Raw genomic sequence first — 18,441 nt, forward strand, 5'->3', positions numbered from 1 at the left:
CGGCGCTTTTTTATAAGATGGATGAGGTTAGATTGCAGGATATCCTGAATATTGAAGGTGATGTCGTGGACAAGCATTTATTTCTGAACGGCGGAGGTCCGCCATTTACCCGTGGACTGGCACGGAGGTTCGTAAGCACGATGGCAGCAGCCACAGAACCTGTCGCTGTGTTATTTGAAGAAGGAGAAGACTGGCCGGACTATATGGCTGCTTGCATGCAGCCGCTGGCTGACGCGGGGATAGCCGAATTCTGTTATCTGCCGCTGAAGTCTACTGAGGTGAATACGGCTATAGAGTGCCTCCGGGCCTGCGGCGGGATCATCATCGGGGGCGGGGATACGGATCTGTATGCCGACCTCATTGTGGATACCCCTATCGGTGAGGTGATCCGGCAGCGTTATGAGTCAGGAATACCGGTTGCGGGATTCTCGGCAGGAGCCTTAATTAGCCCGGAGCGGTGTGTAATTTCTGCCAAGGATAATGAGAGCAGACAATTCAAACACCGCAAGGGCCTCCATCTGATTCCAGATCTGCTGCTATCCGTCCATTTCACCCAGTGGGATGAGGAGGAGCATTTACGGACGGCGGTCCGTACCCTCGGCGAGCTGCCGAATTACGGAATTGACGAAGAGACCGGCATCTACCTGCTGAATGGCCAGCCCGAAGAGATAGAGGGCGGCGGGGTGTATAGTCTGGTGAATGGAATATTGACAACAATCCACCCAGGATGATGAACGGGAGCAGAGGGCGCGAGCCTTCTGCTCTTGTTTTCTGCGCCGGGAAGTCTGGGCCGAATGTATGCGAAAAACAGGCATGACAAGACAGAGGCCTTGTCACCCCCAGGAATGAAAATAAGTGGGTGGCATCCGTCGCATCCATTCTAAAAGATGCTGTAGTCGTCAACACTACATATACAAATCAAAGGGCGGAAGCGGTTACTGGGACACACCCCGTGCGAAAAACCGTTCTATTGCGCTTTTCGAGCATCGCCTATTGTAACCCCCCAAAAAGTACGTGTATTAAATTACACTCACTCGAGCGCATGATTTGTAAGCTGACGATGGAGGATGATTGGAATGGATGCTGTACGTATGTGTTGCGCCGGTCTGGACGTGCACCAGGAAACCGTTGTGGCCTGCGTGTTAAAAGGACCGATCGAACAGAAACCACAATGTCACCTGAAAACCTTTGGGACGACAACCCGAGAATTGTTAGGACTGCAAGATTGGCTGAGTGAACACGGCTGCCTTGAAGTGGTGATGGAGAGTACCGGCGTGTTTTGGAAACCGGTATGGAACATCTTAGAGGGCAGTTGTGATCTTGTCTTGGCCAACGCCCAGCGGGTAAAGAATATGCCGGGTCGAAAAAGTGACACGCAAGACGCGCGCTGGTTAGCGCAATTGCACCGTTGCGGGCTCATTGAAGGCAGTATGGTGCCAGAACAGGACATCCGGGATTTGCGAGATTTGACCCGTTACCGGAGTAAGATGGTGCAGGCGGTGACGGCGGAGAAAAACCGCATTCACAAAATCCTGCAGGATGCCAACATCAAGCTAACCACCTTTATGTCCGATCTATATGGGGTTTCAGGACGGGGCCTGCTCCAGAAGATCATGGACGGCGAGGTCGTAGACGAAGTGACCGTTAAAAACCTGGTCAAAACCCGTTTGAAAAAGAAAGTTCCGCAGTTGCTAGACGCGCTCAATGGCAAGTTGCGCCGTCATCATCGGGAGATGATTCGAGACCACTGGGACCACTTGGTCTATTTGGAGAAACGGATCACGGAGCTGGAAGCTCGAATCGAGGCGAAGGCAGAACCGTACCTGGAGAGGATTGAACAAATTGACTCCATTCCAGGAATTGAGCGGACGTCTGCCGTGACCATCTTTGCCGAAGTGGGGCCGCATGTCGCGGAAATGTTCCCGAGTGATGCGCAGTTTGCATCATGGGCGGGAGTGTGTCCAGGGAACAACGAAAGCGCGGGAAAGCGAAGAAAGTCAAAAACGATGCAAGGGAACAAGCATCTGAAAGGGGCCTTGTGTCAGGCGGCTTGGGCGAACGCTCGCTCCTCGAACCGGATCGGCCAATTCTTTCGACGAATTCGTAAGAGACGAGGAGATAAAAAAGCAAACGTCGCCACCGCACATTTGCTGATTCGAATCCTCCATGCCCTGATGCGGGAGAAAAGGTCATACCAAGAAATAGACGTCTCACTAGGCGATGAGACGTCCAAGAAAAACCCGTTGGATAGGTACGTGAAATATATCCAGCAGTTAGGATATAGCGTGCAATTAAATCCTATCCAATAGTCTCCCCTTTTTCAAAAAAAACGAAACGTTATTTTGGGGCGGTGGGTCTTTTTTTGTCAAAATCCAGTCTGCGGCGCATTTTCCGATACTTTTATTTTCGTATTAAACCGAACACATTTTGTTGGCTAGAGGCGCGTGGGCTAGTGGACGGGGAGGGGGTTAACCCGCTGCTTGTCCTGCCTGCGCTCACGCGATACACTTGTGCTATCAATACTCAATACTGGCAGAGGGGAGGCGGGCGGAATGCCGGAGATGACCGGGAGTCTTTTTGAGCAGGGATTGCTGGAGCGGGATTATAGCCCGCACTTTCTGGCTTACTATTATAAGCAGTGGAGCAATTATACGATGGCCTATCATCACCATAACTCCACGGAAATTATGTATCTCATCTCAGGCAGCTGTGTGGTGGAGGTGCGGGATGAAGCGGGCGGCGACACGCCCTTCCAGCTGAAGCGGGGAGAGATGATTCTGCTGGATGCGGAGGTGCAGCACCGGCTGATCGTGGAAGAGGGCTCCTCGTGCCGGATGCTGAATGTGGAATTTGCTTTTACCGAATATGGGGGCGTAGTTCCTTCCATCGGCAGCTTGGCCCGGGAGGAGGAGGTGCTGGCAGAGCTGCTGCGGCATCCGTTCGACAGTCTGGTGTTGTCCGATCAGGAGGAGGTCTTCCATGTACTGAAGGCGCTGGTGCTGGAGCTTGATCAACGCGGGCGGAAGGGGAGCAGCATGGTACACCTGCTTTTCGCGGAGCTGCTGCTGCGTCTGGCCAGGCTGCGCATGGAGTCGCTCCCGTCCAGCCAGCAGACCTCACAGCTCTATGTGCGGCGGGCCATCGAGTTCCTGCATCAGAATTATGACCGGAGCATTCAGGTTAAGGAGGTTGCGCTCTCCGTGAATGTCCATCCGGGTTATCTGCACCGCATCTTCAGGACGCACACAGGGCAGACCCTGACTGACTACTTGAACCAGCTGCGTATGGAGAAGGCCCGCATGCTCCTGGGACAGGGCGAAATTCCGGTAGCGGAGATTGCCGACTATGTGGGGATCAGCAGCAGGCAGTATTTTCATCTGCTATTCAAGAAATATTCCGGCTGTACTCCTATCGAATACCGCAACTCTGTTGATCGCCATTACTGGAGTGAAGAATAGCTTCATGTTCAATCCGGGATGGGGATGGTGTGCACAAAGTTAGGATTGTTGACACTATAGCGGCAAAATGGTCATGATATTGGTTACGCTTCCGGCAGCCTCCTTGTTACAATGGACAGGAATCAACAATTCATTGCCGGAGGATGATAACGATGTCTTTTAAAGTAACCTTTATCGGGGCGGGCAGTATCGGGTTCACCCGCGGACTGCTGCGCGACCTGCTGACTGTGCCGGAATTCCGTAATATCGAAGTTTCGTTCATGGATATAAACAGCCATAACCTGGACATGGTCACCGAGCTATGCCAGCGGGATATTAAGGAGAATGGTCTGAATATCACCATCTCTTCCACCACGGACCGCAGGGAAGCGCTCGAAGATGCCAAGTACGTATTTTGTACTATCCGTATGGGGGGCCTGGAGGCCTTCGCTACCGATGTGGATATTCCGCTGAAGTATGGCGTGGATCAGTGTGTGGGAGATACGCTGTGCGCAGGCGGGATTATGTACGGGCAGCGCGGGATCGCGGAGATGCTGGAGATCTGCCGTGATATCCGTGAGACAGCTGCACCGGATGTATTGCTGCTGAATTACTCGAATCCGATGGCTATGCTGACCTGGGCCTGCAATAAATACGGCGGTGTGCGGACGATCGGACTCTGTCATGGCGTACAGCATGGTCATCAGCAGATCGCCCAGGTGTACGGTCTGGAGAAGTCGCAGGTGGACATTATCTGTGCCGGGATCAATCACCAGACCTGGTACATTTCTGCGAAGCATGAAGGCAAGGATCTGACGGCGGGTCTGCTGGAGGCCTTCGAGCAGCATCCCGAATACAGCCGCACCGAGAAGGTACGGATCGATATGCTCCGCCGCTTCGGCTATTACAGCACGGAATCGAATGGTCACCTGAGCGAATATGTACCTTGGTACCGCAAGCGCCCGAGCGAGATCATGGATTGGATCGATCTGGGCGTGTGGATTAATGGGGAGACGGGCGGCTACCTGCGGGTCTGCACGGAAGGCCGCAACTGGTTCGAGACGGACTTCCCGAACTGGATGAAGGACCCGGCGCTGGAGTACATCCCGGAGAAGCGGGGCGAGGAGCATGGCTCGTTTATCATCGAAGGGCTGGAGACAGGACGCGTGTACAGAGGCCACTTCAACATGGTGAATAACGGCGTGATCTCCAATCTGCCGGATGATGCCATTATTGAAGCGCCGGGCTACGTAGACCGCAACGGCATCTCGATGCCGCTGGTCGGCGACCTGCCGCTCGGCCTGGCGGCAGTCTGCAACGTTAGCATCTCCGTGCAGCGCCTGGCGGTGGAAGCGGCTGTGCATGGCGACGACAAGCTGCTGCGCCAGGCATTCATGATGGACCCGCTGGTCGGCGCCGTCTGCAATCCGAAGGAGATCTGGCAGATGGTTGACGAGATGCTGGTGGCTGGGGAACAGTGGCTGCCGCAGTACAGCGCAGCGATTGCTGAAGCGAAGGAACGGCTCGCCTCCGGTGATCTGATCCCGACGAATGCCGGCAACGAAGGCGCCGCCCGTCTCAAGGTGAAGTCAGTAGACGAGATGATGCAGGACCGCGAGGCCGCGAACAAGAACGCCGGAGAGTCTGATAAGGGTAAGGATCGTGAGAAGGTGCAGTAAGCGGAGCCTAGCATAAGCCTAACGAAGCAAAATAATCATGCCATGAGCCTCTCCTGGAAGGGAGGGGCTTAATTTTTGTATAGGTGTAGGTTTGGCGTGAGTACACGTGGACCGGGTGTAAGCGAAAAACCGCTCTTCTTGCCATGATCGGGGAAATAGGTGGATTTTAGGCACTTGCTAACGAACGAATGGACGATATTCCGACAAGAGTTGGAAAAACAACACTTAAATGTTTACATATCTCCCGGTAGCAGCAAAATCGGCGATAGCAGATGCTGATTTTCCACTTAATTCCCTATAATCGTTAGAAGGTGATGAATTAAGCTGCATTTTTCCAATTGTTATCTGCCGTAGCTTTCGGTCTTATTACCCGTAGGGTGATTCTGTTCTGATATTGATGAATGATAAAGGGAATACAATGATCGGAACGAATTATAAATTATAGAAATATAAAATCATCTGTCGAAGGGGAATAAGGAAATTGAAGAAAAAAATACATATGGCAAATGTGCTGTACCTCCTGCTGATTACTCTGCTGGGCGTTGCGATGACCGCTAATACAGTATCCGCAGCAACAGCAAGTGAGACTGCAAAGGGAATTCGTGTATATGTGCAAAATAAGGAAATCCATCCTCTTGCGGCTTCGGTGATTCAAGGAGGAAGTGTGTATGTTGAATTCCGCAGTGTGGTGCAGGCTTTGGGCTTTAAATTCAAGTATGATGCTGCGGGCAAGCAGATTACAGCTACCTCAGAGGATGCTTCCTTTAAAGTTGATCTCAAAACGAAAAAAACATTCGTAAATGGTTCTCTGTACACCTATGATTCGAACATTCCGATGGTTATTGGTTCGGGTGCGGATGCCCTGGTCGCGCTCTCGTTGTATAGTGAGACTGACTATATTAGTGCTGACTATGATAAGACGAACAAAATAGTTAAAGTATACGAGGATCTGCAAGGCAAGCCTAAAAAGGCGGACCTGAAAAAAATGCAGGCACTAATTAAAGCCCATTATCAGACTCTGGATGGCTTTAAGTCGATCGACATGCTTGAAATGAAATCGTGGGGAGAGTATACAGTAATGCTTTCTGATGTTTCCTTTCGTAAGACAGAAACTGAACTTCTGGACCGGATTGAGCATGTAACATTGGAAATGGAGCATAAGCCCGATGCCAGTTGGACGATACATAATATAGAAATCAATAATACAGAATATCTAAACTATACTTCATTGATAAATAAAGAGTTAAGCGTTCCGGCCGCAGATAAAATGGCCATTCGTGAGTTGCTCGCTGCTTATTCTAAAGCTATAAATGATAAAGATGTGGATGCGGAACTGGCACTGCAAGACCCTGCCAAGCTAACGGCCGACTATGAGCAGGGTCTCAGGGATCTCCGGGAATGGTCTACTCGAAAGTTTGATCTGGAATATACTGAAGAACAGGCTGTCATTGTCTCTTATTCGGCAAATCAAGCAGTTGTTTATTGGGTCTGTACACTTCAAGCTAACAACGATCCATCGAAGTTTAAGGAGCGGCTCTACTCACTTACTTCTGTAGTTAAAAATAAGGATAGATGGTATTTTGATTCAAATGAAGAAGTTGCACTCGGTAGGGAGGTTATCAAGTAGTTATTCTGCGCATCCTCTCACTCCCGAATCAGCTTCTCCTGCTGCAGCCGGAGGATCTTGCGGCGGACCGGCAGGCTGAGCCACACGAAGAACAGGCCCAGAATCACAACGGACACTCCCACGGTAAGGTTGATTTTGTAGATGTTAGAGGAAGTATTGAGCATAATCAGCATGATATTTAAGGAGCCGATGATCAGCTCAAGGAATGCGAGGGACAGATAGACTTTGTAGATTCGCTGATAGTGTTTGATTTTGGAATCTGCATCGGTATAGATCTGGAAGGGGCCTTCCGAGGCCTTCCTTCTGAAGAACACCCAGCGTTGGTTCATAAATGCACGACTGGCCTTGGTAGGGGTACCGGATGGCACACGCTCGGCTCCGGTCTCCTCCATGAATTGCAAGTAGCCGGCCGCCTCCTTCGGGTCCTGCTCAAGCAGCTCAATCCGGTAAATATACTCCCCCTTGGCGCTCTCTTCGAACACATAACGGGCCCAAGAATGCTCCACCAGTGCCAATCCCTTAGCCGACATTTCATTCAGCCACGCTTCTTCCTTCTCGAAATCCATGAAAAATTTGCGCACCACCTGACTCATTACACTTCGCCTCCCAGTAGCTTTCTTCCATTTGTGAGCAGCTCGTCAAGCCTTGTCATTTCACTCTGGACTATCAATTTGCCTAGCTCCGTAATCTGGTATTCCTTCTTGCGGGAATCTACTCCGCCTACTAGCAGCTCAATCCAGCCCCGTTCCACAAGCGTACTTAACGCCCCGTATAACGTGCCTGCCCCCAGCTCCACACGCTGATTGCTCAGCAGCTTCACATTCTGCATAATGCCGTAGCCGTGCATCGGGGTGAGCAGGGACAAGAGGATATAATAGACGCCTTCGGTCAGCGCCCCGTATTCATTGTTGCCGGACAATGCCATCACCTTCCTTATCGTGCATCTTTGTGTCTCGTCGTTATACCATCTGACGTTATACCATCTATCGTTATATCGTCAACCGATACATTTATTATATCGTCTGACGATATAAGAGTCAACAGGCTTTTGCAGCCATATCTGATTCCGCGCACCAAAAATCCCCCGCCCGCCGTTCGCACGGTTTGCAGGGGATCGTTCTAACACTATGAAGCTGCGCGCTGTACTCACTCAGGCTTCGATTGCCTTTTTACCGAAAAAAGCCTTCAGCGCCAGATACACTTCCTTCTTATCCTTAATCACATAATGCATGAACTGCTCCTGCTTCAGGTGGCGGTAGGCGGACATCAGGGTGCTGCTGCGGTTGTACTGGTTCACCTCACCGTAGCCGAACATATTGCTGCGCTTCAGCAGCTCGCCGATCAGCTTGACGCAGCGCTCATTGTCGGAGGTCAGATTGTCTCCATCTGAGAAATGGAAGGGATAGATGTTGTATTTGGCAGGCGGATAGCGGCTGTCGATGATCTCAATTGCTTTCTGGTACGCCGAGGAGCAGATCGTCCCCCCGCTCTCGCCCCGGGTGAAGAAGTCATGCTCGCTGACCTCCTTGGCTTCCGTATGATGGGCCAGGAACACAATATCCACCTTCTCATACTGGCGGCGCAGGAAGCGGGTCATCCAGAAGAAGAAGCTGCGGGCGCAGTATTTTTCAAAAGTGCCCATGGAGCCCGAGGTGTCCATCATGGCAATAATCACGGCGTTCGAGTGGGGGATCGTGATGTCATCCCAGGTTTTGTAACGCAGATCATCGGGGCTGATGCTGTGTATTCCAGGATTGCCGCTGCTGGCATTGCGCCGCAGATTCTCAAGCAACGTACGCTTTTTGTCGATGTTCGACATCATGCCTTTTTTGCGGATATCGTTGAAGACAATGGATTTGACCTCAATTTCTTCTTTATCCTTCGGCTTCAGATGGGGCAACTCCATGTCCTGGAACAGAATATCCTCCAGATCCTCCAGATCGACCTCGGCTTCAACGGTATCTGCGCCGGGCTGATCGCCCGCTTTATCTCCTTTGCCCGGCTGGGCCGACTGGGAATCGCGCCCGAGGACATCACCCACCTGGCTCTCCCCGTCCCCCTGGCCGACATGCTTCTGCTTGCGGAAATTATAGATAATCCGGTATTCATCCAGACTGCGGATCGGCACCTTCACAATCTGCTTGCCGCCCGACAAAATAATGTTCTCTTCAGTAACCAGATCGGGCAGATTGCCCTTGATGGCTTCTCTGACCTTTTGCTGGTGACGCTCCTGATCCTGATGGCCTTTGCGGTGAAGGGACCAGTCTTCTTTGGATACGACAAAAGCGTATGGACCGGACGGCTGGAACAAGGATGACCACCTCCCATGAACTGTATTATTCGGTATTGTCACTATTGAGACTGAGACTAATGCAGCAGGTTGTAACTAAAGTATATTCAGGGAGATGGGGGATATGTGAGCTGGATTATTCACTGATTTCTTCAATGAGCAGCTTATAGCTGTTGGAACGGGCTTCACCGGAGTACCGGCGTCCGTCGATGGTGAATAGATACAGGGCGGCCGTAGAGCCTTGAAGATCCTTGCCCATATAATCCGTATTTATTTTGATAAAATAAGTGAGTGTGACGGTCTGCCCCGCTTCCAGCGTTCCTAGAGCAACTGTTCCGCTGTATGGCGTACCGGGTACAGTGATGGCGCTTATCGTAACGATATCGGGATCAATGACGGTACCCTGCGGTACAATTCGGATCACCGAGACCTCAGCCGGGTAATTCCCGCTGTTGGACACGTAAATGTTGAATTCCGCGATGCTGCCAGGCTCGACCACCGGCGGCTCTCCCTCAATCTGAATCGAGATGATGGGCGTGAACAGTAAGGTGGTTACCGCATTGGAGCGGGAGACCTGCCCTACATTGCGTCCGTCCGGCAGGGAGAATGTATACTGGACCACTCCCTGATTCTGAATGGCCGGCGTCTGGCGGATATCGGTGGCACCTGGAATAGATACGAGAAAATCAACCACCCTAACAGCGCCTGCCCGTAAGGTGCCCAGCGGAATTCCGTTCCCGGGGCGGACGCCTCTCTGGGGAACCCCGTCGATACGGACGCTGTCCCAGACGAACAGTACGCCTGCCGGCACGGCGTCCGTCAGCAGCGCGTTCACCGCCATATTACCGCTATTCTGTACAGTGAACTCGTACCGCAAGTTGTCACCGGGCGCCGCGCTGTAGACATCAACCTTCAGCCTTACCGATAATCCGGGCTGGATGACCGTAATCTGAACCGTGTTGCTTGCGGTGGTATTCCCGCTGTCATTAGCCACATAGGATACCTGGGCCTGCGCCTGTAATACCGAGCCTGGTGGACTCGAGCTCACCCGGACACGGTAGCAGACCTCGGAGGCTGCCCCTCCAGGAAGCGAACCAAGCCCGACACCTGAAGCCGGGTCGGCCTCAGGCTGATAGATCCCGCCTGCGATAACACTTCCGGGAAGGAAGGAAGTACCTTCCGGAACGGGAAGCGTAGCAATGACTGCGGTCAGCGGCCGGGTGCCTTCATTCCTGAGCTGTAGGGTATAGGTGACGACATCCCCAATGAAGGTAGTAGGTGTGCTGGCAGAGAGCAGTGTGGACAACTGGTAGGACAGAAGGGAGACACTGACAGGATTGGAGCGGATATCCGAGCTCACCGTTCTCCCTTCCGGAGTGGTGAAGGAATACGTGCCAACCGCTCTGTTGTCCAGGACAAGCGAAGGCGGGAGTGAGACTATAATGACCTGGAAAGCGATGGTGACCCCTGAATGCGGAACAAGAGTCCCCAACGGGATGCCGGAAGACGGTGTAACCCCCGGAAGGGGCACTCCGTCTCTAAGCACACTGTTGGCTATGAAGGATACTCCCGGGGGAAGAACGTCAATAATTGTGAGCACTGCCGGTGTATTGCCGCTATTCCTGGCAGTAACGGTATAGACCAGCGTATCTCCCAGGGAGGCGCTCAAGGGAGCCGCTTGTTTGAGCAGGGATAGAACCGGACCTACAACGGACGTATGGACGGTATTGGAATAGGTAATAGTGTCATTCCCTTCTGCGGAGCTGTACCGTACCATGGACTGATTGCTTACGACAGGCTGAAGCCGTGAGCCGTCTGTCATATGACAATGACCTGAACCTGGAAGGTTACCGTAGAAGAAGCTCCCGGAGCAATGGTTCCGATCACTACACCGGAGGCCGGGTTCGCACCAGGACGCGGAACACCGTCCACAGTCACACTGCCTGCTACGAATTGGCTGCCGGCCGGAATCGGGTCAACCAGCACGACGTTGTTGACAGGAACAATACCGTTGTTCGTCACAACGATGGTATAGGTAATGATGTCGCCGACTACGGCATCAATGGCCGGAGTGCTCTTGAGGGCTGTTACATCCGGGGAAGAGACCGGAATGACCAGCGTGTTGGACAGTGCAGAGCCTGAGAGCAGACGGCCATCCGGCGGAGAGTAGGTGAAGGTGGCGGAGGCCTGGTTCACGAGCTGCTGCGGCGAAGGCAGGGAAGCTACCGTAACCTGCAGAGTAACGGTCATCGTGACAGTGGCGCCAGCTGCTACGGTCCCCAGATTGATACCAGTAGTCGGATCTGCACCCGGAACTGGCTGGCCATTGACCAGTACACTGTTCGGAATGAATACGGCTCCCGCCGGGATAGAGTCGGTTAAGGTGACGTCGGCTGCAAGATTGCCTGTATTGGTCACGCTGAGGGAATAAGTGACGGTATCCCCGACCGTTGCATTGGCGGTATCTGCACTTTTCAAGATGCCGATAATCGGCTGGAAGACCGGAGTAACCAGCGAATTGGAATAGGAGGCGCCGGAGAATGCACCGGAGGTGAAGCTCACCGAAGCCTGGTTGCTGAGCGTGGCCGGATTAGGCAGCGTGTTGACAACAATGCTGAAGGTGACCAGGACCGATGCGCCCGGTGCCACGGTGCCCAGAGCAATACCATTGGCAGGATTCGCCCCCGGCAGCGGAGTGCCGTCAACGACTACGCTGCCGGGGACAAAGGAAGAGCCGGCCGGAATCGGGTCGCTCAGTACAACATTATTGATCGGCGCTATGCCGCTGTTGGTAACGCTTATGCTGTATGGAACGGTATCTCCCACGACTGCATCGGTTACTGTAGAGCTTTTGACAACCAGTACATTGGGCGAGGATACGGTAATCTGATTGATGTTCGAGCTGGCCGACTGGTTGAAGGTCCGTCCGTCCGGCAGTGTGTAAGCAAAGGCGATGATCGCCTGGTTGCTGAGCTGCTGGCTGGCAGGAAGTGTATCTATGACAACAGAGAACACGATTTGCAGTGTGGCACCCGCAGCGACCGAGCCCAGCGGGACACCTGAGGCGGGATCAGCGCCCGGTGCAGGGAAGCCGCCAATCAGCACACTGTTTGGAACCAGCGTTGTACCGGCGGGGATGGTATCGGTCAGAGTGGCGGTTGCCGCATAGTTACCTGAATTGCTGACATTGACAGTATAAGTAATCGCATCCCCGACCGTTGCATTTACCGAGCTTGAGCTCTTGGCGGCAGCGATAATCGGCTGGAAAACCGGAGTGGTCACAATGTTTGAGAAGGCCACGCTGGACAAGGCCCCGGAAGTGAAGCTGACCGAAGATTGATTGTTAAGCACTTCTGAACCCGGGAGGGATGTAACGGTTACGTTGAATGCTACAGTGACAGAAGCGCCCGGAGCGATACTGCCAATCGTCACCCCGGTAGCTGGCGAAGCTGCCGGACGGGGAACACCGTCTACCAGCACACTGCCCGGAACAAAGGCGGTACCGGCAGGCAGTGCATCCGTGAACACCACATTGTTAACGGTAGTGATGCCGTTATTGGTCATCGTTACCGAATACGTAATGGTATCCCCAACATGGGTTGCGGTGGTTGCGGTGGTTTTGACAACCGCCAGGTTGGGGTTCGAGACGGGGATGGTCAGGGTGTTGGTGGGCACTGAACCTCCCAGGGTTCTTCCGTCAGGCAAGGTGAAGCTGTAGGCAACGGTTCCCTGATTCACCAGCGTTTGCGGTGAAGGCAGTGAAGTGATGATTACGGAGAACGATACAGCAACGCTTGCACCCGGGGCGATGGTTCCGGCCGCAATTCCGGCGGCGGGACTCGCCTGTGGCAGAGGCAGCCCGTTAATCAGCACACTGTTCTCTTCAAAGGTAGTCCCGGCAGGAATATTGTCGGTTAAGGTCAGAATTGCTGCGTAGTTGCCTGAATTGCTGACCGTTATCGTGTAGGTTACGGTATCGCCGACTGTTGCATTGGCGGTATTGGCCGTTTTGACCGCAGCGATATTGGGCTGGAAGACAGGCACCGCCACGGGATTGGAGAAGGTGGAGCCTGTAAAGACACCGGAGGTATAGGTTACAGTAGCCTGATTATCTATCGAGGTGTCTGCCGGTACCGAAGTTACCGTAACGCTGTAGGAGACTACGGCGGAAGCGCCGGATGCCAGTGTGCCAATGGCGATCCCTGTTGAAGGATGGGCATTGGGGAACGGCACGCCATTTACAGATACGCTGCCCGGCACGAAGGCTGCCCCATCCGGTGTTGGATCACTGAGCACTACATTATTCACCGGGTCTATTCCGTTGTTCGTGATGTTAACGGAATAGGCAATGGTATCGCCGAGTGCCACTGAGGTGGAAGACGTACTCTTCACGACCGCCAGATTGGGGGCGGAGACAGCGATCGTTACCGTATTGGAGACGGCGCTGCCGCTGAGCAGCCGGCCGTCAGGCGGTGTGAAAGTATAGGTAGAAGCTGCCTGATTGACAAGCTGCTGCGGTGAAGGCAGGGACAAGATGAAGACCGTGAAGCTGACAGACACACTTGCCCCGGGAGCGACGGTTCCGACCGTGATTCCGGTATCCGGTGCAGCCCCTGGCTGAGGAAAACCGCCGACAATGACGCTGTTAGGGTCAAAGGTAGTACCAGCCGGGATATTGTCGGTTAACGTAACATTGGCGGCAAGGTTACCGGTATTACTGACCACAACGGTATAGATGACCGTATCGCCAACTGTGGCGTTCAGGTCACTGGCGCTTTTGACAAGGGAGATTTGCGGCTGTGTGACCGGTGTGGTGGTAACGTTAGACGATGAAGAGCCGGAGAAGACCCCGGAGGTGAAACTGACGGTGGACTGGTTGTTGACCTGTGAAGGAATCGGCATGGTTATTCTCACCTCGAATGTGACGGCAACGGAGGCTCCAGGCCCCAGGCTGCCGATTGGGATACCGGCGGACGGAACTGCCAACGGCTGGGAGATGCCGCCGACAATTACGGTTCCGGGAAGGAACGCTGCATTCTCTGGCAAGGGATCGCTGAGAATGATGCTGCTGACAGAAGTAATGCTGTTATTCGTCAGCACGGATGTGAAGGTAAGAATGTCGCCAGTCACGGCATCAATGGCATCGACGCTTTTGACAACACTGACATTCGGTGCCGAGACGGGAACTGTAAGTGTGTTCGACACTGCATTAGCGCCAAGCTGACGCCCATCCGGCAGGGAGAAAGTGAAGGAAGCCGCTGCGGTATTGGGCAACTGCTGGTTCGGGGGAAGTGCAGTAACCGTAACAAGGAAGCTGACAACGACGCTGTCTCCGGGAGCAAGCGGCCCCACCGGAATGCCGGTTAAGGGGCTGTACCCCGGTAGCGGCGTCCCGCCTATACTTACGCTGTTGGTCTCGAATACCGTCTGCGGCGGCAGGGCATCGGTCAGATTCAGGAGCGCAGCGATATTGCCGGTGTTGCTGGCCAGAATGGAGAAGGAGAGCAAGCTGCCGACAGAGGCCTGCGCAGGGCTTGAGCTTTTAACAAGTCCGATGACTGGAATGAAGACCGGGGTAGACACTGTATTGGACAGGGCTGCTCCGCTGAATGAGCCTGACGTAAAGGACGCGCTGGCCCGGTTGCTCAGTTGAGGCGGGCTTGGAATAGAGTTCGCATTAACCTGGAAGGCAACGATGCTTGTGGCGCCCGCAGCGAGTGTTCCGAGAGCAATCCCGGCATTTGGATTGGCAGAGGGCACGGGAGTCCCGTTGACGGTGACGGTTCCCGCAACAAAGGCACTGCCTGCCGGATCCGGATCAGACAGCACTACATTGTTAACCGCTACGCCGCTGGGGTTGGATACCGAGACCGTGTAGGTGAGATATTCGCCTACAGCCACTGAGGTGAGATTGGCATTTTTGAGAATCGTGATGTTGGGAGCTGAGACTGGAATAGTCACCGTATTGGATACACTTCCGCCGGACAGAGAACGTCCGCTGGGCAACTGGTACGTATAGGTGCTGCTGCCCTGGTCCGTCAAGGTTGCCGGTGACGGCAGGGACTGGACAGTAGTCAGGAAGGTTACGGTCAAGGCGGCTCCCGGTGCTACGGACCCGAGCGGGATTCCGCTCACCGGAGAATCTGACGGACGGACCACGCCGTTCACTGTGACGCTTCCGGCGACGAAGGCAGACCCGGCAGGAATCGTGTCGGTTAAGGTTACCGTTGCAGCGAGATTGCCGGTGTTCTGGACCTGTAGCGTGTATTGAACATTCCCTCCAACCGTGGCACTGCCGGGGCTTGCGCTTTTGACGATGCCGATTACCGGCTGATATACAGGAGTCAGGGTGGTATTGGACTGCGTAAGGGCATTGAATGCCCCTGAGCTGTACGACACCGATGACTGGTTGGCGAGCTGGCCGCTTCCCGGCACAGAGGTGACACTCACCTGGAAGGTTACCGTTACGCTGGCCCCCGGGGCAATGGTGCCCACGGATATCCCCGAAGCCGGATCTGCGGCAGGCCGGGCGGTTCCCGCCACCACCACGCTTCCAGGCACTAGAGTGCTGCCTGTGGGTATCGGATCAGAGAGCACAACGTTCGTGATGGCGACGATTCCGTTATTAGTAACCACAGACGTATACTGCAGGGTATCGCCTACGGCGACATCCGGGAAGCTGGCGCTTTTGACAAGGGCAACATTCGGCAGTCTAACCGGTATGGTGAGCGTATTGGAGGCAGCCGTACCGTTCACGGTTCGCCCGTCAGGAACCTGAAAGGTATAGGCGGCTGTAGCCTGGTCCACCAGCTGTGGGGGAGAAGGCAGACTGTTCACCAGTACACGGAACTGAACGGTAGAGCTTCCTCCCGCCGCGATGGTGCCGATGGCTATCCCGGCGGTGGGATTACCCGCCACAGGCGTGCCGTTTACCGTGAAGCTTCCCGGAATATAGGAGCTGCCGGCAGGAATGTTATCCGTGAGCGTAGTAGTGGCGCCGATATTGCCGGTGTTGGAGATTTGCAGGGTATATAGAACCTGGTCTCCGACGGTTGCGTTGGTAGTATTGGCGCTTTTGACAATGCCGAGAACGGGAGAATATACCGGCAGCGATTGTGTATTGGATGGAATGACTCCGCTGACAATCGGGCCTCCGGCCACACTCTGGAAGGTGAAGGCAGCGTTAGCCGTGTTGGGCACAAATTGCGGATTCGGCAAGGAAGTGACTCTGGCTTGATAAGTAACCGTTATGGAAGTGCCCAGAGTAAGTGAACCCAACGGGATGCCGGAGGTTATATCATAAGTCGGCCTGGCAACACCGGCTACCACCACGCTTCCTATGACAAAAGTAAGACCTGCCGGTAAGATGTCTGACAATACAACACTGGCTGCGCTTGCCGTGCCGGTATTGCTGACTGTTACAGTGTAGGTGACCAGATCACCAACGATGGTACCGGCGACATTTGCGCTTTTGGTCAAGGAGATCTTGGGTGCATTGATGTCAATTTGCAGTCCGTTGGCGTTAACAACATACGCATCACCTGAAGTAGTCAAGGTCAGGAGAGCAGAGGACTGGTTATTGACCAGGCGTGCAGAGACATCCACATTCGTGATATCCCAGCCCTGCCGCCCGCCGACAATGTTGGAGCCCGGACTGCCATTGGTCTGGTTGCGGGTACCGAACGTGCCGGTCGTATTCAGATTGCCGGTATCATTGTTAATCTGCGAGGCGAAGAAGTTGCCCGCAAAATTGTTCGGCCCGGAGAGGGCGGCTTGAGTGGTGGAGGTAGGGCCGAAAAGCGCCTGGTCGCCCGAGCGGTCGGCATCTCCTTCCTGGGCGCTAAACTGGATACGTCCGCCTAGCGCGCCGGTAACAGGTGTGGCGAAGCCGGTAATGGTGGTGACCACCGGCGCCGAGGAGGCTTGGACAAGGACAGCACCTGCGCGCAGAGACATGTTGCGGAAGGGCAGCGACGGATTCTGGTAGATGACGGCAAGTGTCCAGCCGGCATGGTTGGCAGTGGAATCACCGGGAATTACGATAGTCCCGACTACACCGCCAGTGACATAGGTTCCGGCACCGGAAGCTTGAATGATGCTGGTGACATTGGCGGTACGGACATACGCGAGTGCCCCGCCGCCCAGATTCACCGAATTGGCTGTGGCTGAATCAGGGGTTACACTGACCGTGTTCCCGAGCGGTGCAGTGAAGGATACAGGGTTGTTGATTGCCGCAGTGAGATTGACGTTGCCGTTAACATAAGAACCGCCCCAGATTAACTCGGCATACAGAACCGTGCTTCCGGCAGGGAGTACTAGAATTGCTGCTGAACTGTTGCTCTGATATAGACTGGTAGTGCCAGCAGGATAAGTGCCGTATACAGAAGCTGTATTGATCGTAGAGAAGCCTCCGATACTGTCCTGTGTACCCGGTACACCGGCAATTTCAGAGCGGCTTAGTCCAAGCGTGTTGCCTGTGAAAGTGATGGCGCCTGTTGCATTAACCGTAGACCGAACGACTAGAGGAATAATTTTCACCTCCTTTTGAATAGAAGCTCTGACAGCCAAAAAAAAGCAGACCGGCTCCTGTGTGGCCGATATGCCATCTTGCTTGTGCTGTATTAGGCTATGTTCCGTTTTAGGCAATCTTGTATGTCCATTCCGAATTTTATAACATATATTTCCTGTTCTGCAGCCGAAGCCGGCGCTCTAGTAGTGCCCGTGGTTCAGGCAGCACCCTTCGGCTCATCGCCTCCAGTTCTTCATTGGTAATCTCCCGCTTAATGACGGCAAAGTGATACATAATTTCATGAATGACATTGGACTGCAGCATCCTCAGAACCTCCAGCTCCTCCGTATCATACAGATTGTCGTCAAAGGGATATTGATAGAACAGCTCCATCCGCAGCAGTCTGAAGTCAAACGGTGGCACCGGCGCGGGATAATCCGGGATCTCCGGGCACAGCGGGCTCTGATAGGGCTGGAAGAAGCGGCCGGTGAAATACCGGGGGGTATATTCATCGAACTTTTGCTTAAACATAGGGTTGGAGGCATGCGGGAAGCTATGGGCATAGGGTGCGAGAATACACACAACCGCTTGGTGCGTGCTTATTCTATAAATCTCTGACATCGCTGCAAACAGATCGTTCACATAAGGCATCATCCGACTGGCCATCACGAATTCGGCCGTATTGTCGGGCAGGGGGATTCCTTCGCAAATATCGCAGACGATATCCACTCCGGGGTACTGTGTACGGTCGATTCCCAGATACCCGGATTCTTTGCCCGGGCCGCAGCCGATATCAATTCTCAAGGATACCACTCCTTCAAATGCTGAATAAGGCTCTTCACTATTGTATTAGTCCGGCGCTTCTGTGCGTACGGCTGATGCCCAGCCCGTAACGGCAA

General features: G+C 53.8%; 11 protein-coding genes. 5 read left to right on the plus strand and 6 right to left on the minus strand.

What is annotated here, in order from left to right; all coding sequences use genetic code 11:
* The first annotated feature begins 17 nt into the window (after positions 1-17).
* From NST43_RS07625 to NST43_RS07645, 5 genes are all read left to right on the plus strand, one after another.
* Positions 18-731, plus strand: a complete 714-nt coding sequence (locus NST43_RS07625; RefSeq protein ID WP_339223521.1) for a Type 1 glutamine amidotransferase-like domain-containing protein — start codon at positions 18-20, stop codon at positions 729-731.
* A gap of 345 nt (positions 732-1,076) precedes the next feature.
* Positions 1,077-2,309 (plus strand): IS110 family transposase, encoded by a 1,233-nt coding sequence (locus tag NST43_RS07630; RefSeq protein ID WP_339223523.1) that lies wholly within the window; start codon positions 1,077-1,079, stop codon positions 2,307-2,309.
* A gap of 252 nt (positions 2,310-2,561) precedes the next feature.
* Entirely contained in the window at positions 2,562-3,458 is an 897-nt protein-coding gene (locus tag NST43_RS07635) for an AraC family transcriptional regulator (RefSeq protein WP_339225364.1), read from the plus strand.
* 152 nt (positions 3,459-3,610) lie between these two features.
* Positions 3,611-5,116 (plus strand): alpha-glucosidase/alpha-galactosidase, encoded by a 1,506-nt coding sequence (locus NST43_RS07640; RefSeq protein WP_209991331.1) that lies wholly within the window; start codon positions 3,611-3,613, stop codon positions 5,114-5,116.
* 481 nt (positions 5,117-5,597) lie between these two features.
* Positions 5,598-6,743 (plus strand): stalk domain-containing protein, encoded by a 1,146-nt coding sequence (locus NST43_RS07645; protein WP_339223524.1) that lies wholly within the window; start codon positions 5,598-5,600, stop codon positions 6,741-6,743.
* A 17-nt stretch (positions 6,744-6,760) separates the two neighbouring features.
* On the opposite strand, the gene NST43_RS07650 is transcribed toward NST43_RS07645, so the two are convergent.
* From NST43_RS07650 to NST43_RS07675, 6 genes are all read right to left on the minus strand, one after another.
* On the minus strand, positions 6,761-7,336 hold the full coding sequence (locus NST43_RS07650) for a DUF2812 domain-containing protein (protein ID WP_339223526.1): 576 nt from the start codon (positions 7,334-7,336) through the stop codon (positions 6,761-6,763).
* On the minus strand, positions 7,336-7,668 hold the full coding sequence (locus NST43_RS07655) for a PadR family transcriptional regulator (RefSeq protein WP_339225365.1): 333 nt from the start codon (positions 7,666-7,668) through the stop codon (positions 7,336-7,338). The genes NST43_RS07650 and NST43_RS07655 overlap by 1 nt, the downstream gene beginning before the upstream one ends.
* Positions 7,669-7,893: 225 nt before the next feature.
* Complete coding sequence (gene yhbH, locus NST43_RS07660; RefSeq protein ID WP_339223527.1) at positions 7,894-9,054, minus strand: sporulation protein YhbH; 1,161 nt, start codon at positions 9,052-9,054, stop codon at positions 7,894-7,896.
* Between the two features lie 115 nt (positions 9,055-9,169).
* On the minus strand, positions 9,170-10,855 hold the full coding sequence (locus NST43_RS07665) for a DUF11 domain-containing protein (RefSeq protein WP_339223529.1): 1,686 nt from the start codon (positions 10,853-10,855) through the stop codon (positions 9,170-9,172).
* Positions 10,852-17,601: a hypothetical protein gene (locus NST43_RS07670; RefSeq protein WP_339223530.1), complete on the minus strand. Its 6,750-nt coding sequence runs from the start codon at positions 17,599-17,601 to the stop codon at positions 10,852-10,854. Before NST43_RS07670 ends, NST43_RS07665 begins: the two co-directional genes overlap by 4 nt.
* 100 nt (positions 17,602-17,701) lie before the next feature.
* Positions 17,702-18,346 carry a methyltransferase domain-containing protein gene (locus NST43_RS07675; RefSeq protein ID WP_209991321.1) on the minus strand — a complete coding sequence of 215 codons (645 nt, stop codon included), beginning with the start codon at positions 18,344-18,346 and terminating at the stop codon, positions 17,702-17,704.
* Positions 18,347-18,441: the final 95 nt, after the last annotated feature.

Origin of the sequence: Paenibacillus sp. FSL H8-0332 (assembly GCF_037963835.1) — a bacterium.
Classification (GTDB): domain Bacteria; phylum Bacillota; class Bacilli; order Paenibacillales; family Paenibacillaceae; genus Paenibacillus_AQ; species Paenibacillus_AQ rhizoplanae.

Bases quoted from the DNA above. Each gene is read 5' to 3' on its own strand.
- NST43_RS07625 (WP_339223521.1), top strand. From the start codon at position 18: ATGGATGAGGTTAGATTGCAGGATATCCTGAATATTGAAGGTGATGTC.
- NST43_RS07630 (WP_339223523.1), top strand. From the start codon at position 1,077: ATGGATGCTGTACGTATGTGTTGCGCCGGTCTGGACGTGCACCAGGAA.
- NST43_RS07635 (WP_339225364.1), top strand. From the start codon at position 2,562: ATGACCGGGAGTCTTTTTGAGCAGGGATTGCTGGAGCGGGATTATAGC.
- NST43_RS07640 (WP_209991331.1), top strand. From the start codon at position 3,611: ATGTCTTTTAAAGTAACCTTTATCGGGGCGGGCAGTATCGGGTTCACC.
- NST43_RS07650 (WP_339223526.1), bottom strand. From the start codon at position 7,336: ATGAGTCAGGTGGTGCGCAAATTTTTCATGGATTTCGAGAAGGAAGAA.
- NST43_RS07655 (WP_339225365.1), bottom strand. From the start codon at position 7,668: ATGGCATTGTCCGGCAACAATGAATACGGGGCGCTGACCGAAGGCGTC.
- NST43_RS07665 (WP_339223529.1), bottom strand. From the start codon at position 10,855: ATGACAGACGGCTCACGGCTTCAGCCTGTCGTAAGCAATCAGTCCATG.